This window comes from Thermopolyspora flexuosa (assembly GCF_006716785.1).
In the GTDB taxonomy this organism is placed as follows: domain Bacteria; phylum Actinomycetota; class Actinomycetes; order Streptosporangiales; family Streptosporangiaceae; genus Thermopolyspora; species Thermopolyspora flexuosa.
Window position 1 is genome coordinate 4,735,452 of the sequence record NZ_VFPQ01000001.1, and the last position, 14,599, is coordinate 4,750,050.

The following is a 14,599-nucleotide window of genomic DNA, read 5'->3' on the forward strand; positions in this document are numbered from 1 at the left end:
GAACACCTCTTAGTTCTTCAGCAGGTTCGCGTCGTCGACCGATGCGGACCTGCGGGTACGGAACATCGTCACGATGATCGCGAGGCCGACCACGACCTCGGCCGCCGCCACGACCATGACGAAGAACGCGATGATCTGTCCGTCCAGGTTGCCGTGCTGCCGGGCGAACGTGACGAAGGCCAGATTGCAGGCGTTGAGCATGAGCTCCACGCACATGAACACCACGATGGCGTTGCGGCGCACCAGCACGCCGACGGCGCCGATGGCGAACAGCAGCGCGGAGAGCACCAGATAGTGAGTGGTCATTCGCCGCTCTCCTTCTCGACCGCGCGCTGGGCGCGTACGGCCTCGCGGACCCGCTCGTCGCCCGAGTCGTCGTCCGCGTCTCGGACCAGGGACCGGGTGACCGACAGCTCCGACGTCGTGCCGTCGGGCAGCAGCGCCGGCATGTCGATCGCGTTGTGCCGGGCGTAGGTGCCGGGTCCCGGCAGCGGGGTCGGGATCCGGCCCTTCTCCGCGAAGGCGCGGAACCTCGCCCGCGAGAGATCCTTCTGCGTCGGCTTCGGCGCGGAGCGCTCCCGGTGCGCCAGCACGATCGCGGCGAGCGCGGCGGTGATCAGCAGCGCGGAGGTCACCTCGAAGGCGAACACGTACCGCGTGAAGATCAGCTGGGCGATGCGCACCACGTTGTCGCCGATCGGCAGCGAGGGCCCGGCCGCCTCGACGGCCGCGTTGCCGATGGCGAGCGCGATCAGGCCGGCGAAGCCGAGCCCGGCGACCCCCGCCCAGAAGCGCTGGCCGCGGAGCGTCTCCACCAGCGAGTCGGCGGTGTCGACGCCCACGAGCATCAGCACGAACAGGAAGAGCATCATCACCGCGCCGGTGTACACGATGATCTGCACCGCCGCGAGGAACGGCGCGCCCTGCACCGCGTACAGCACGGCGAGCGAGATCATCACCGTGCCGAGCATGAGCGCGGAGTAGACGGCCTTTCTGCTGAAGACGATCCCGAGCGCCGCGGCCACGGACACGACCGCGAGCACCCAGAACGTGATGGCCTCACCCATTGTCTCGTCCCAGGCGGTAGTAGTCCTCTTCGGTCTCGCCGAGGCGCATCGGGTGCGGCGGCGCCTCCATACCCGGGCCGAGCGGGGCGAGCAGCATCTCCTTGGTGTAGATGAGGCTCTCCCGGCTGGTGTCGGCCAGCTCGTACTCGTTGGTCATGGTGAGCGCCCGGGTCGGGCACGCCTCGATGCACAGCCCGCACAGGATGCACCGCAGGTAGTTGATCTGGTAGATGCGCCCGTACCGCTCACCGGGCGAGTACCGCTCGTCCTCGGTGTTGTCCGCGGCCTCGACGTAGATCGCGTCCGCCGGGCAGGCCCAGGCGCACAGCTCGCAGCCGACGCACTTCTCCAGCCCGTCGGGCCAGCGGTTGAGCTGGTGACGGCCGTGGAAGCGCGGCGCGGTGGGGCGCTTCTCCTCCGGGTACTGGACCGTCACCGGCTTCTTGAACATGTGGTGGAAGGTGACGCCGAAGCCCTTGACGGGGTTCAGCCAGTCAGTTGCTCCCACTGGGCACCTCCTTACGAGCGGCCCCGTGGTAGTGCGGCAGATCCAGGGGCGGGACCGGGAATCCTCCGGCGGTGGGGTTCTCGCGAAGCTCCAGGAACTCTTCCTCGACGCGGGCCTTCTTCTCCTCGGCCGCCTTCTCGGTGACCGTCATGAACCGCCAGAGCACCGCGAGCACGCCGATCACGACGAGGGCGGCGATGGTGAGCACCACCGGGCTCTGGCCCTCCTGGCCGCGGATCGCGCGCACCACCGCGACGAGCAGGATCCAGCCGAGGTTGACCGGGATCAGCACCTTCCAGCCGAACGCCATGAGCTGGTCGTACCGGACACGCGGCAGCGAGGCGCGCACCCAGACGAAGAAGGAGAAGACGAGCACCAGCTTGATGACGAACCAGAGCAGCGGCCACCAGCCGGTGTTCGCGTCCTCCCACAGCGAGATCGGCCACGGCGCCCGCCAGCCGCCGAGGAAGAGCGTGATCGCCATCGCCGAGACGGTGAACATGTTGATGTACTCGGCGATCATGAACAGGGCGAACTTCAGCGACGAGGAGTACTCGGTGTGGAAGCCGCCCACCAGCTCACCCTCGCCCTCCGGCAGGTCGAAGGGGAGCCGGTTCGTCTCGCCGAACATCGTGATCACGTAGATCAGGAACGACGGGATCAGCAGCACCGCGAACCACGACGGCGTCGGGATCGACAGCCCGAACAGCTCGAGCGTGCCGCCGTTCGCCTGCTTGGCCACGATCTCCGAGGTGGACAGCGTGCCCGCGTAGAGGAACACCGCCACGAACGACAGACCCATCGCGATCTCGTACGAGACCACCTGGGCGCTCGACCGCAGGCCGCCGAGGATCGCGTACGGCGAGCGGGACGCCCACCCGCCGAGCACGATGCCGTACACGCCGATCGAGGCCATCGCGAGCACCATCAGCGCGGCGACCGGCAGGTCGGTGAGCTGCAGCGGCGTCTCGACCCCGAAGATCGACACCTTCGGGCCGAACGGGATCACCGAGAAGGTGAGGAACGCCGGGATCGCGATGATGAGCGGCGCCAGCACGTAGACGACCTTGTCGACGGTGCGCGGGAGGATGTCCTCCTTCAGCGCCATCTTCAGGCCGTCGGCGATCGACTGCAGGATGCCGAACTTACCCGCCCGGTTCGGGCCGTAGCGGTGCTGCATGCGGCTGATGAGCTTGCGCTCGAACCACACGCCGAGCACCGCGCCGCCCATGAGGAAGGCGAAGATGAACACCGCCTTGAGGATGGTGAGCCAGAGCGGGTCGTTGCCGAAGTCCTCAAGGGTGGGCCCGGTGGGCTCCGGGGCGGCGGTGAGCTGCGGGATCATGAGGCGCTCCCAATCTTGACGACGTCACCGGCGGCCGCGCGCAGGTCGCGGGTGACCGAGCAGGTGGCCGAGTGGGCCGGCAGCCACACCACGCGGTCGGGCAGCTCGGCGGTGCGCACCGGAACGGTGACCGAGCCGAGCCCGCTGCTGACAGTGATCTTGTCGCCGTCCGTGACCCCGATCTCCGCGGCCGTCGCGGCGGACAGCAGCGCGACGGTCTCGCGGGCGGTCCCGGCCAGGAACGGCTCGCCGTCCTGCATGCGCCCGGCGTCGAGCAGCAGACGCCAGGTGGCGAGCACGGCCTCGCCGGCCTTCGGGGCGGCGGGCACGCCCGGGGCGACGTTCGGCGCCGGGGCGCGGGTGCCCTTCCAGGCGCCGAGCGCGGCGAGCTCGCGGCGCGCGGCGGCGGCGTCGGGCAGGCCCAGGTGCACGTCCATGTGGTCGGCGAGGGCGGTGATCGCCCGCAGGTCGCTCAGCACGCCCGACGCGGGCAGCGCTGCCTCGAACGACCGGCCGCGGCCCTCCCAGTCGACGAACGTGCCGCTCTTCTCGGCGACCGCGGCGACCGGCAGCACCACGTCCGCGCGGTCGGTGACCGCGCTGGCGCGCAGCTCGAGGCTGACGATGAACGGCGTGTTCTCCAGGGCGGCGAGCGCCGCGTTCGGGTCCGGCAGGTCGTAGGGGTCGACGCCGGCGATGACGAGGGCGTCGATCTCCTCGTTCACCACGGCGGCGAGGATGCCGGCCGTGTCGCGGCCCGGGGTCTCCGGCAGCGAGGCGACGTTCCAGACCCGCGCCACCTCGGTGCGGGCGGTCTCGTCGGTCACCGGGCGGCCGATCGGCAGCAGGTTCGGCAGCGCGCCGGCCTCGAGCGCGCCGCGCTCACCCGCGCGCCGCGGCACCCAGGCGAGCCGCGCGCCGGTGGCGGCGGCGAGCCGGAGCACCGCCGACAGCGCGCCGCGGCTGGTGGCGAGCCGCTCGCCGGCGAGGATGATCGCGCCGGGCTTGCGCAGCGCCGCGGCCGGGGCGCTCTCCTCGGAGATGAGCTCGCCGATCGCCTCGGCCTCCCCGCCGGGCACCACCGGGATGAGCGTGCCGCCCATCTTGGCCAGCCCGGCGCTCGCGTACGGGGCGATCGAGTAGACCTTCAGGCCCTTCTTCAGGTACGCCTTGCGCAGCCGCAGGAAGACGATCGGCGACTCCTCCTCCGGCTCGAAGCCGGCGAGCAGCACCGCCGGGGCCTTCTCCAGGTCGGCGTAGGAGACCTCGATGCCCTTGCCGGCGACGGCGTGGGCGAGGAACTCGGCCTCCTCCGCCGAGTGCGGCCGGGCCCGGAAGTCGATGTCGTTCGTGCCGAGCGCGATCCGGGCGAACTTGCTGTAGGCGTACGCGTCCTCGACGGTGAGCCGGCCGCCGACGAGCACGCCGGCCCGGCCGCGGGCCCGGGAGAGACCCTCGGCGGCCCGGGCGAGCGCCTCCGGCCAGGACGCCGGGACGAGCACGCCCTCCTCGTTGCGGACGAGCGGCGTGGTGAGCCGGTCCGGCTGGGTGGCGTAGGTGAACGCGAAGCGGCCCTTGTCGCAGTTCCACTCCTCGTTCACCTGCGGGTCGTCACCGGCGAGGCGGCGCATCACCCGGCCGCGGCGGTGGTCGGTGCGCAGCGCGCAGCCGCTGGCGCAGTGCTCGCACGCGCTCGGCGTGGAGACCAGGTCGAACGGCCGCGCCCGGAACCGGTACGCCGCGCTGGTGAGCGCGCCCACCGGGCAGATCTGGATGGTGTTGCCGGAGAAGTAGGAGTGGAACGGCTCGCCGTCGGCGACGCCCACCTGCTCCTTGGCCCCGCGCTCGAAGAACTCGATGAGCGGGTCGCCGGCGATCTGCTCCTGGAAGCGCAGGCAGCGGGTGCACTGGATGCAGCGCTCCCGGTCGAGCAGCACCTGCGTGGACAGCGGCAGCGGCTTGGGGAAGGTGCGCTTGGTCTCGGTGAACCGCGACTCACCCTGCCCGTTCGACATCGCCTGGTTCTGCAGCGGGCACTCGCCGCCCTTGTCGCAGACCGGGCAGTCCAGCGGGTGGTTGAGGAGCAGGAACTCCATCACCCCGCGCTGCGCCTTCTCGGCGACCGGGCTGGTGAGCTGGGTGTGCACGGTCATGCCCTCGGTGCACACGATCGTGCACGAGGCGGCCGGCTTCGGCATGCCCTCGATCTGCACGAGGCACTGGCGGCACGCCCCGATCGGGTCGAGCAGCGGGTGCTCGCAGAACCGCGGGATCTGGATGCCGAGCTGCTCGGCGGCCCGGATCAGCAGGGTGCCCTTGGGCACGGCGATGTGGAAGCCGTCGATGGTGACGTTCACCATCTCGACCGGCTGCTCGGCCTTGGCGGCCGAGGTCGACTCAGCGGTCATGCGCACCCCCCAGCGACCGGGCCGCGGGTGTCGATGATCTCGCTTGGCGCGATCATTGCTTGCTCCATGCGGTGGATGCGGCGGGATCGAAGGGGCAGCCGCCGTTCTCGAAGTGCTGGATGTACTCGTCGCGGAAGTGCTTCACGGACGAGTGGACGATGCTGGTGGCACCGTCGCCGAGGGCGCAGAACGAGCGGCCCAGGATGTTGTCGGCGATGTCGGTGATCGTGGCCAGGTCCTCCTCGGTGCCCTGGCCCCGCTCCAGCCGCTGCAGGACCTGCTTGAGCCAGTAGGTGCCCTCCCGGCAGGGGGTGCACTTGCCGCAGGACTCGTGCGCGTAGAACTCGATCCACCGCATCGCCGCCCGCACCACGCAGGTCGTCTCGTCGAAGATCTGCAGGGCGCGGGTGCCGAGCATCGACCCGGCCTTGCCGACCGACTCGAAGTCGAGCGGCACGTCGATGTGCTCCTCGGTGAAGATCGGCGTGGACGAGCCGCCCGGGGTCCAGAACTTGAGCCGGTGCCCCTCGCGGATGCCGCCCGCCATCTCCAGCAGCTCGCGCAGCGTGATGCCGAGCGGCGCCTCGTACTGCCCGGGCCGCTTGACGTGGCCGGACAGCGAGAAGATGCCGAAGCCCTTCGACCTCTCGGTGCCCATCGAGGCGAACCAGTTCGCCCCGTTGGCGATGATGCTCGGCACCGAGGAGATCGACTCGACGTTGTTGATCACCGTCGGGCTGGCGTACAGGCCGGCCACGGCGGGGAACGGCGGCTTGAGGCGCGGCTGGCCGCGGTAGCCCTCGAGCGAGTCGAGCAGCGCGGTCTCCTCACCGCAGATGTACGCCCCGGCGCCGCAGTGCACCACGAGCTCCAGGTCGAAGCCGGAGCCGAGGATGTTCTTCCCGAGGTAGCCCGCCTCGTACGCCTCGCGGACCGCCTGCTGCACCCGGCGGATGACGTGGAGCACCTCGCCGCGGATGTAGATGAAGGCGTGGTTCGCCCGGATGGCGTACGCGCTGATGATCACGCCCTCGACGAGCACGTGCGGGTTCGCCATCATCAGCGGGATGTCCTTGCACGTGCCCGGCTCGGACTCGTCGGCGTTGACCACGAGGTAGTGCGGCTTGCCGTCGTTCTGCGGGATGAAGCCCCACTTCATGCCGGTGGGGAAGCCCGCGCCGCCACGGCCGCGCAGCCCGGAGTCCTTCACCGCCTGGATGATCGCGTCCGGGTCCATGGTCAGCGCCTTGCGCAGCGCCTGGTACCCGCCGTTGCGCTGGTAGCCCTCGATGGTGAAGGAGTCCGGCTGGTCCCAGGTGGCGGTCAGGACCGGGGTGAGGGTGGTCATTCCACGTCCTCCTTACGCGGCGCCGTCCAGCCCTTCTCCTTGGCGAGCCGCAGGCCCTCGAGCGAGGCGTCGCCCGCCGACGGGCCCTCGTGCGCCAGGCCGTCGGACAGGCCCGCGAGCACCCGCGAGGCCTCCTTGAAGGTGCACAGCCGCTTCGGGCCGCGGGTCGGGGCGACCGGCTTGCCGGCCCGCAGGTCCTCGACGAGCCGCTTGGCCGACTCCGGGGTCTGCCGGTCGAAGAACTCCCAGTTGACCATGACCACGGGGGCGTAGTCGCAGGCGGCGTTGCACTCCAGCCGCTCCAGCGACACCTTGCCGTCGGGGGTGGTCTCGTCGTGGCCCACGCCGAGGTGCTCCGACAGCGTCTCCCAGATCTGGTCGCCGCCCATCACCGCGCAGAGCGTGTTGATGCACACGCCCACGTGGTACTCGCCGGCCGGCTTGCGCTTGTACATCGTGTAGAAGGTCGACACGCCCACGACCTCGGCCTTGGGAATGCCGAGCATCTCGGCGCAGAACTCGTGCCCGCGGTCGGACACGTAGCCGTCCACCGACTGCACCAGGTGCAGCAGCGGCAGCAGCGCCGAGCGCGGCTTCGGGTAGCGGGCGATGATCTCCTTCGCCTCGCGCTCGAGCCGCTCGCGGACCTCGGGCGGGTAGCCCTGGTTCTCGCTCACCTGTCAACTCCCCCCATGACCGGGTCGATCGAGGCGATCGCCGAGATGACGTCGGCGACCATGCCGCCCTCGACGGTGGCCGGAAGCGCCTGCAGATTGGTGAAGGACGGGTCGCGGAAGTGCACGCGGTACGGCCGGGTGCCGCCGTCGCTCACCACGTGCGCGCCCAGCTCGCCGCGCGGCGACTCCACCGCCGCGTACGCCTGCCCGGCCGGCACCCGGAAGCCCTCGGTCACCAGCTTGAAGTGGTGGATGAGCGCCTCCATCGAGGTGCCCATGATGTGGGCGATGTGGTCGGGCGAGTTGCCCATGCCGTCGGGGCCGAGCGCGAGCTTCGACGGCCAGCCGATCTTCTTGTCCTCGATCATCACCGGCTTGCCCTTGAGCTCGGGACCGGTGAGCCGGTCGAGCGCCTGCTGGATGATCTTCAGCGACTCCTCGACCTCGGCCATCCGCACCAGGTACCGGCTGTACACGTCGCAGCCGGTCTCGGTGGGCACCTCGAAGTCGTAGGTCTCGTAGCCGCAGTACGGCTGCGACTTGCGCAGGTCCCAGGGCAGGCCGGCGGCGCGCAGCATCGGCCCGGTCACGCCGAGGGCCATGCAGCCGGTGAGGTCGAGGTACGCGATGTCGCGGGTCCGGCGCACGTACACCGGGTTCTCGTCGAGAACCTTGCGCATGTCCTTGACCCGCTTCGGCATGATCTTGAGGAACTCGCCGATCTTGTCGACCGCGCCGGCGGGCAGGTCCATGGAGACGCCGCCGGGCCGGACGTAGGCCATGTTCATCCGCAGGCCGGTGATGTACTCGAACAGGTCGAGCACCATCTCCCGCTCGCGGAAGCCGTAGATCATCACCGAGGTGGCGCCGAGCTCCATGCCGAAGGTGGCGATCGCCACCATGTGCGAGGAGATCCGGTTGAGCTCCATCATGAGCACCCGGAGCACCTGGGCCCGCTCGGGGATGCGGTCGGTGATGCCGAGGAGCTTCTCCACGGCGAGGCAGTACGCCGTCTCGTTGAAGATCGGCGAGAGGTAGTCCATGCGAGTGACGAACGTGACCCCCTGGGTCCACGTCCGGTACTCCATGTTCTTCTCGATGCCGGTGTGCAGGTAGCCGATCACCGGCCGGGCCTCGACCACGGTCTCGCCGTCGAGCGTCAGCACCAGGCGCAGCACCCCGTGCGTGGACGGGTGCTGGGGACCCATGTTGACGACCAGGTGCCGGTCGGACGACTCGCTGATCTGTTTGACGAGCTCGTCCCAGTCCTGGCCGTTGACGGTGTAGACCTTGCCCTCGGTCGTCTCGTCGTGCAGGGCGGTCATACATCCTCCTTCGCGCCCGGCTGCTTCGCACCCGCTTCGGTCGCCACCGGCCGGTCGGCCGGCCTCATGACGGAGCTCACGAGTACGACCTCCTCTGGTCCGGGGCGGGGGTCGTGGCACCGCGGTACTCCACCGGGATGCCACCCAGCGGGTAGTCCTTGCGCTGCGGGTGCCCCTCCCAGTCGTCGGGCATCTCGATCCGGGTCAGTGCGGGGTGGCCGTCGAAGATGATCCCGAAGAAGTCGTAGGTTTCCCGCTCGTGCCAGTCGTGCGTGGGGTATACCGACACCGTGGAGGGAATGTGCGGGTCGGCGTCAGGGCACGAGACCTCGATCCGCAGCCGTCGGTTGTGGGTGATGGAACACAGGTGGTACACCGCGTGCAGCTCGGCGCCCGTCTCATGAGGGTAGTGCACCCCGGAGACGCCGAGTGACAGCTCGAACCGCAGCGCCGGATCGTCGCGCAGGTGGCGCATGACCTCGACGAGCCGCTCCCGCTTCACGTGGAACGTGAGCTCGCCGCGGTCGACCACGACCCGCTCGACGGCGTCGTGGAAGCCGTCGCCGAGCGCGCGCTCCAGCTCGTCGGCGATCACGTCGAACTCGCCGGGCTCGCCGGTACGGTCCGGCCCGCCGTACGGCCGCGGGCTGGACAGCTTCGGCGGGCGGCGCACCACGAGGCCGCCGTAACCGGAGGTGTCGCCGGTGCCCTTGACGCCGAACATGCCCTTGCGGGCGATCGGCAGCTCGATGGGGTTGACGGCGGGCAGGTTCTCCTGCGGCTTGTTCTGCTCTTCGCTCATCTGACGGCCCCCCGGTCGTCCACCAGCGGCAGCGGGTTGAGGGCGCGCCTCTCCAGCTCCTCGATCTGCCGCTCGCGGTGCACGCCGAACTTGGTGTTCTGGATCTTGTCGTGCAGCTTGACGATCGCGTCGAGCAGCATCTCCGGCCGCGGCGGGCAGCCGGGCAGGTAGATGTCGACGGGCACGATGTGGTCGACGCCCTGCACGATCGCGTAGTTGTTGAACATGCCGCCGCTCGAGGCGCACACGCCCATGGCGATCACCCACTTGGGCTCGGCCATCTGGTCGTAGATCTGCCGCAGGATCGGCGCCATCTTCTGCGACACGCGACCGGCGACGATCATCAGGTCCGCCTGGCGGGGCGAGGCGGACGCGCGCTCCATGCCGAACCTGGCGAGGTCGTGCTTGGGGCCGCCTGCGGCCATCAGCTCGATCGCGCAGCAGGCGAGGCCGAAGGTGGCGGGCCACACCGAGTTCTTCCGCGCCCAGCCGGCGACCTGCTCGACGGTGCTCAGGATGAACCCGCTGGGGAGTTTCTCTTCCAGACCCATGTCGATCCTCTCAGTCCCAGTCCAGGCCGCGGCGCCGCCAGACGTACGCGTACGCGACGAGGACGGTGACGATGAACAGCACCATCTCGACCAGCCCGAACACCCCGAGCGCGTCGAACGCGACCGCCCACGGATAGAGGAAGATGATCTCGATGTCGAATACGATGAAGAGCATCGCGGTGATCATGTACTTCAGCGGGAACCGACCACCGCCGGGCGGCTGGGGGGTCGGCTCGACACCGCACTCGTAGGCGTCGAGCTTGGCGCGGTTCCAGCGCTTAGGACCGGTGAACGGCGCGATGGCAACGGAGAAGACGGCAAATCCCGCGGCGAGAACCGCGAGCACCAGGATCGGCACGTAGAGGTTCATCCGCACGCATCCCGTTTCATGAGGCTAGGAACAACGATCATGGTCTTCGCTTCGGGGAGAGTCATGCCGGTGGCGTGACCTTGGACAGGGCATTGACGATCCGGTCCGTCGCGTCACCTCGCCGGTCCGTGAGATTAGCAAGCAGCTTGAGCAGGAATCTCATGACACGAGGGTGCGGCAGGCCATGGCGGGTGGCGAACCTCATCACGCCGGGCCGCCCGATCAACTGCACGAACAGCCGGCCGAGCGTGAAGTACCCGCCGAACATCTCTTTGAGGATCCCAGGATAGGTGCGCAGCACCCGTTCCCGTTGCGCGGCCGTCGCCCGGCCGAGGGCCTGCACGACGACCTCCGCCGCGATCTTCCCGGTCTCCATGGCGTAGGCGATGCCCTCGCCGTTGAAGGGGTTGATCATTCCGCCGGCGTCACCGACGAGCACGAGCCCGCGGGTGTAGTGCGGCTGCCGGTTGAACCCCATCGGCAGCGCCGCGCCCCGGATCGGGCCGGTCATGTTCTCTTCGACGAACCCCCATTCCTCCGGCATCGTGGCGACCCAGCGGCGCAACAGGTCGCGATAGTCGATGTGCTGGAACGCCGCACTGGTGTTGAGCAGGCCCAGCCCCACGTTGGCCGTCCCGTCGCCGACACCGAAGATCCAGCCGTACCCGGGCAGCAGCTCGTCGCCGTCCCACAGCTCCAGCCACGACTCCAGGTAGTCATCGTCGTGCCGCGGGCTGGTGTAGTAGGTGCGCACCGCGACGCCCATCGGACGGTCGGGCCGCTTGTGCAGGCCCATGGCGATGGAGAGCCGGGAGGAGTTGCCGTCGGCCGCGACCACCAGCCGCGAGCGGTAGACGACCTCGTCGCCCCCGCCGTCGTCGTGCCGGGCGCGCACGCCGACGATGTGCCCGCTGCGCTCGTCGATCACGGGGCCCACGACGTTGACCCCCTGCAGGACGGTGGCGCCTCCGCGCACCGCGTGGTCGGCGAGGATCCGGTCGAAGTCCTTGCGGGTGCGCACCAGCCCGAAGTCGGGATAGGACGCGAGTTCGGGCCAGTCGAGCTCCAGGCGGATGCCGCCGCCGATGACCCGGAGGCCACGGTTGCGGACCCAGCCCGGGGCGTTGATGTCGACGCCCATCGCGAGGAGCTGCTTCACGGCGCGCGGGGTGAGCCCGTCGCCGCACACCTTCTCCCGGGGGAAGCGGGCCTTCTCCAGCACGAGGGTGGTCAGCCCGGACCGCGCGAGGTAATAGGCGGTCGTCGAACCCGCGGGACCGGCGCCGACGACGATGACGTCGGCGTCCAACTCGCCCCGCTGTCCGGGTGCTCGCCCGCTAGTCCGCACGCTCACTGGACCTGTCCTGTCCTCGAGGCCGAGGCCCCAGGGGTGGTGGGAACCCTCGTGCCTTTGTGAACCCCTTCACAAACTTGTTCGCGCCGAAGTCTAGTCCCTTTTACCCGGTGAGTGTGAGGGGGCCTTCCCCCGGTACGACGGCCCCTCCCCGCAGCCCGCGGGCATCGGCGTCTCAGCGGATGAACACGCGTTCCCGAATCGTGATCCGGGACACCCACCCCGGGTGGGACGCACCCATCGGCCGTGTACGGAACGCGCAGGTCGGCGCACTCAGGCGCGCGTCCGGGCCTGCGCGGCATCGTCCATCGGCGGCTCCCCGTCGGTCGGGCAGGAGCGGGGCGCGCCTCGGCGATCTGCGGGGATCACGGACGTGCGCCGCGCCGGCCATCGGCAGCGGATGCACAGTGGTTTATACCACTGCCCGATTTGTGATCAAGTTCGACACGGTGCCCGTGACCGAGGCGAGGCGGACCCGATACGGCCGGCCGCCGCGCGACGGGTCTCGGCGGGCCGGGTACGGCGAGCGGGACGCCGGCGATCGAACGCCGCCGGCGAGCGGGAGGCCGTCGTTGGCCCGCCGCCGGCGATCGGGCAGGACGGCGGAACGCCGCCGATCGGGTACGGCCGGCCGGGACGGCGGGCGCGCCGCGGCCGGCCGGAGGGCGTGGGCCGCCGGGTCAGTCCGCGGGCTTGTACGCCCGGTGCAGCGCGACGATGCCGAAGGTGAGGTTGCGCCAGGCGACCCGGCTCCAGCCCGCGTCCCGGATGACGCCCGCGAGGGCGCGCTGGTCGGGCCAGGCGCGGATCGACTCGGCGAGGTACTCGTAGGAGTCGGGGTTGGAGCTGACCAGCCGGGCGATCCGGGGCAGCAGCCGGACCAGGTACTGCGAGTAGACCAGGTCGAACGCCTTCGTCGTGGGGTGGGAGAACTCGCAGACCACGAGCCGCGCCCCCGGCTTGGCGACGCGGAGCATCTCGCGCAGCGCGGCGGAGGTGTCCTGCACGTTGCGCAGCGCGAAGCTGATCGTCACCGCGTCGAAGACCTCGTCGGCGAACGGCAGGCGCAGCGCGTCCCCGGCGATGAAGGTCACCCCGCGCACACCGCCGCCGTGGATGCCCGAGCCGCCCCGGCGCCGCACCCCGGTGCGCAGCATGCCGAGGGAGAAGTCGCTCGCGATCGCGCGGGCGCCGAGCCGGGTGAAGGCGTCGGTGCTGGTGCCGGTCCCCGCGCCGAGGTCGAGGACGAGCTCCCCCGGACCGGCGTCCACGGCGTCCGCCGTCGCCCTGCGCCAGTACCGGTCCCGGCCCAGCGACAACACGTCGTTGACCAGGTCGTAACGCCGGGCCGTACGGTCGAACATGGCCGCGACCTCGTGCGGTTTTTTGTCCAGCGATGCGCGCGTCATGGGACAAGCCTAGTGCGCCGTGACCATTTTCACCGAAAGTAGCCACGTCATCACTCAGCGAATGGTAGGAAGTTCTGCGTGCTCTCGCGGAACAGGAAGATCATCAGAGCCTTCGGAGCCTGCGCCCTCGGCGCCTGCACGGCCGCGGCCGCCACGCTCCCCGCCGCGCCGAGCGCCGCCACGGCGCTCCCCGGTGTCGGGCAGGGCCGGGCCCCCGCGATGGCCCGGGGGGCGGTGGCGCACGCCCGGGTGGTGTCGGCCGACCCGGTCGACTACACGCCGCACGTGCTCGACGGCATCGTCAACGCGTTCGCGCTCGTGGGCCGGAAGGTCGTGGTCGGCGGCTCGTTCACCCGGGTGCAGAACGCCGGCGAGTCCCGGGAGATGCGGCGTACCAACCTGTTCGCCTTCGATCTCTACACCGGCAAGGTCGATGAAAGTTTCGCGCCGGTGCTCGACGGCACCGTGTACGCGCTCGCCCCGGGGGCCGGCGACACGGTGTACGTCGGCGGCGCGTTCGACACCGTCAACCACTGGCCCGCCCGCGCGCTCACCCGGCTGAGCCTCGAGGACGGGCGGGCGGTGCACGGGTTCGCGCCCTGGGTCCGCGGCGGCGAGGTCAACGCGCTCGTCGCGCACGGCGGCCACCTGTACGTGGGCGGCACCTTCCGCCGGATCGGCGAGACCGAACGCCCGGCGCTCGCCCGGCTCGACGCGCGCACCGGCGCGCTCGACCCGACCTTCACCGTCACCCCGGGCGATCCGCCGCGGCGCGCCCGGCTCCGGGTGTACGCGATGGCGCTCTCCCGTGACCGGCTCGCGGTCGACGGCGCGTTCACCACGCTCGACGGGCTGTCCCGGCCGCAGCTCGGTCTGATCGACATCGGGCGGAACCCGGCGCGGGTGGCCCCCTGGCGTACCGCGGCGTACGCGCCGGACTGCTGGTCGGCGTTTCCCTGGTACGTGCGCGGCCTGGATTTTTCGCCTGACGGAAAGTACTTTGTGGTCGTTACCACAGGCGGACCGAAACACCGTGGCGGCACCGGTCCCACATGCGACTCAGCGGCCCGTTTCGAAACCTATTCCAAGGGCGACAATATCCGCCCCACCTGGATCAACCACACCGGGGGTGACTCGCTTTACTCGGTGGCGGTGACGGGGGCCGCGGTCTACGTCGGCGGCCACCAGCGGTGGCTCAACAACCCGCACGGTTCGGACACCGCGGGTCCGGGTGCGGTGTCGCGAAAGGGCATCGGCGCGATCCATCCGGTGACCGGCCGCGCGCTCGCCTGGAACCCGACCCGGACCCGAGGTGTGGGGGTGAAGGCATTCCTCGCGCATAAGGGCGGCCTTCTCGTCGGAAGCGACACGACCGAGCTCGGGCGCGAGTACCATGCCCGCGTTGGCATGTTCCCGTTGCGGAACTGAACCCGAT

The 14,599-nt window shown here is 70.3% G+C and carries 14 protein-coding genes; 1 reads left to right on the forward strand and 13 read right to left on the reverse strand.

Annotated elements, in window-relative coordinates:
- Positions 1-9: 9 nt before the first annotated feature.
- The 13 genes from nuoK to FHX40_RS20350 all read right to left on the reverse strand — a co-directional run bounded on the left by nuoK (position 10) and on the right by FHX40_RS20350 (position 13,164).
- Positions 10-306, reverse strand: a complete 297-nt coding sequence (gene nuoK, locus FHX40_RS20290; protein ID WP_142261089.1) for an NADH-quinone oxidoreductase subunit NuoK — start codon at positions 304-306, stop codon at positions 10-12.
- Positions 303-1,067: an NADH-quinone oxidoreductase subunit J gene (locus tag FHX40_RS20295; protein ID WP_142261090.1), complete on the reverse strand. Its 765-nt coding sequence runs from the start codon at positions 1,065-1,067 to the stop codon at positions 303-305. The genes nuoK and FHX40_RS20295 overlap by 4 nt, the downstream gene beginning before the upstream one ends.
- A complete protein-coding gene (gene nuoI / locus FHX40_RS20300; RefSeq protein WP_142261091.1) occupies positions 1,060-1,575 on the reverse strand; it encodes an NADH-quinone oxidoreductase subunit NuoI in 516 nt (171 codons plus the stop codon). Before nuoI ends, FHX40_RS20295 begins: the two co-directional genes overlap by 8 nt.
- On the reverse strand, positions 1,562-2,920 hold the full coding sequence (gene nuoH / locus FHX40_RS20305) for an NADH-quinone oxidoreductase subunit NuoH (RefSeq protein WP_142261092.1): 1,359 nt from the start codon (positions 2,918-2,920) through the stop codon (positions 1,562-1,564). Before nuoH ends, nuoI begins: the two co-directional genes overlap by 14 nt.
- Positions 2,917-5,328: an NADH-quinone oxidoreductase subunit G gene (locus tag FHX40_RS20310; protein WP_142261093.1), complete on the reverse strand. Its 2,412-nt coding sequence runs from the start codon at positions 5,326-5,328 to the stop codon at positions 2,917-2,919. Before FHX40_RS20310 ends, nuoH begins: the two co-directional genes overlap by 4 nt.
- A gap of 52 nt (positions 5,329-5,380) precedes the next feature.
- The gene (gene nuoF / locus FHX40_RS20315) at positions 5,381-6,676 is read right to left on the reverse strand and encodes an NADH-quinone oxidoreductase subunit NuoF (RefSeq protein ID WP_142261094.1); all 1,296 of its coding nucleotides are present in this window, start codon (positions 6,674-6,676) and stop codon (positions 5,381-5,383) included.
- Positions 6,673-7,353 (reverse strand): NADH-quinone oxidoreductase subunit NuoE, encoded by a 681-nt coding sequence (gene nuoE, locus FHX40_RS20320; RefSeq protein WP_142261095.1) that lies wholly within the window; start codon positions 7,351-7,353, stop codon positions 6,673-6,675. The genes nuoF and nuoE overlap by 4 nt, the downstream gene beginning before the upstream one ends.
- Positions 7,350-8,678: an NADH-quinone oxidoreductase subunit D gene (locus tag FHX40_RS20325; protein ID WP_142261096.1), complete on the reverse strand. Its 1,329-nt coding sequence runs from the start codon at positions 8,676-8,678 to the stop codon at positions 7,350-7,352. Before FHX40_RS20325 ends, nuoE begins: the two co-directional genes overlap by 4 nt.
- A 76-nt stretch (positions 8,679-8,754) precedes the next feature.
- Complete coding sequence (locus FHX40_RS20330) at positions 8,755-9,480, reverse strand: NADH-quinone oxidoreductase subunit C (RefSeq protein WP_142261097.1); 726 nt, start codon at positions 9,478-9,480, stop codon at positions 8,755-8,757.
- Positions 9,477-10,031 (reverse strand): NuoB/complex I 20 kDa subunit family protein, encoded by a 555-nt coding sequence (locus tag FHX40_RS20335; RefSeq protein ID WP_142261098.1) that lies wholly within the window; start codon positions 10,029-10,031, stop codon positions 9,477-9,479. Before FHX40_RS20335 ends, FHX40_RS20330 begins: the two co-directional genes overlap by 4 nt.
- A 10-nt stretch (positions 10,032-10,041) precedes the next feature.
- Positions 10,042-10,401, reverse strand: coding sequence for an NADH-quinone oxidoreductase subunit A (locus FHX40_RS20340; protein ID WP_142261099.1), 360 nt, complete (start codon positions 10,399-10,401; stop codon positions 10,042-10,044).
- A gap of 61 nt (positions 10,402-10,462) precedes the next feature.
- Positions 10,463-11,755, reverse strand: a complete 1,293-nt coding sequence (locus FHX40_RS20345) for a geranylgeranyl reductase family protein (protein WP_229788527.1) — start codon at positions 11,753-11,755, stop codon at positions 10,463-10,465.
- Between the two features lie 680 nt (positions 11,756-12,435).
- Complete coding sequence (locus FHX40_RS20350; protein WP_142261100.1) at positions 12,436-13,164, reverse strand: demethylmenaquinone methyltransferase; 729 nt, start codon at positions 13,162-13,164, stop codon at positions 12,436-12,438.
- Positions 13,165-13,242: 78 nt separating this feature from the next.
- Here FHX40_RS20350 and FHX40_RS20355 point away from each other — a divergent pair, with 78 nt between their 5' ends.
- Positions 13,243-14,592 (forward strand): delta-60 repeat domain-containing protein, encoded by a 1,350-nt coding sequence (locus FHX40_RS20355; protein WP_229788526.1) that lies wholly within the window; start codon positions 13,243-13,245, stop codon positions 14,590-14,592.
- Positions 14,593-14,599 lie beyond the last annotated feature (7 nt).

What these genes read in the sequence shown, in the direction of transcription:
- FHX40_RS20295 (WP_142261090.1), bottom strand. Translation starts at nt 1,067, where the DNA reads ATGGGTGAGGCCATCACGTTCTGGGTGCTCGCGGTCGTGTCCGTGGCC.
- FHX40_RS20310 (WP_142261093.1), bottom strand. Translation starts at nt 5,328, where the DNA reads ATGACCGCTGAGTCGACCTCGGCCGCCAAGGCCGAGCAGCCGGTCGAG.
- FHX40_RS20335 (WP_142261098.1), bottom strand. Translation starts at nt 10,031, where the DNA reads ATGGGTCTGGAAGAGAAACTCCCCAGCGGGTTCATCCTGAGCACCGTC.
- FHX40_RS20340 (WP_142261099.1), bottom strand. Translation starts at nt 10,401, where the DNA reads ATGAACCTCTACGTGCCGATCCTGGTGCTCGCGGTTCTCGCCGCGGGA.
- FHX40_RS20325 (WP_142261096.1), bottom strand. Translation starts at nt 8,678, where the DNA reads ATGACCGCCCTGCACGACGAGACGACCGAGGGCAAGGTCTACACCGTC.
- FHX40_RS20330 (WP_142261097.1), bottom strand. Translation starts at nt 9,480, where the DNA reads ATGAGCGAAGAGCAGAACAAGCCGCAGGAGAACCTGCCCGCCGTCAAC.
- nuoF (WP_142261094.1), bottom strand. Translation starts at nt 6,676, where the DNA reads ATGACCACCCTCACCCCGGTCCTGACCGCCACCTGGGACCAGCCGGAC.
- nuoK (WP_142261089.1), bottom strand. Translation starts at nt 306, where the DNA reads ATGACCACTCACTATCTGGTGCTCTCCGCGCTGCTGTTCGCCATCGGC.
- nuoH (WP_142261092.1), bottom strand. Translation starts at nt 2,920, where the DNA reads ATGATCCCGCAGCTCACCGCCGCCCCGGAGCCCACCGGGCCCACCCTT.
- FHX40_RS20350 (WP_142261100.1), bottom strand. Translation starts at nt 13,164, where the DNA reads ATGACGCGCGCATCGCTGGACAAAAAACCGCACGAGGTCGCGGCCATG.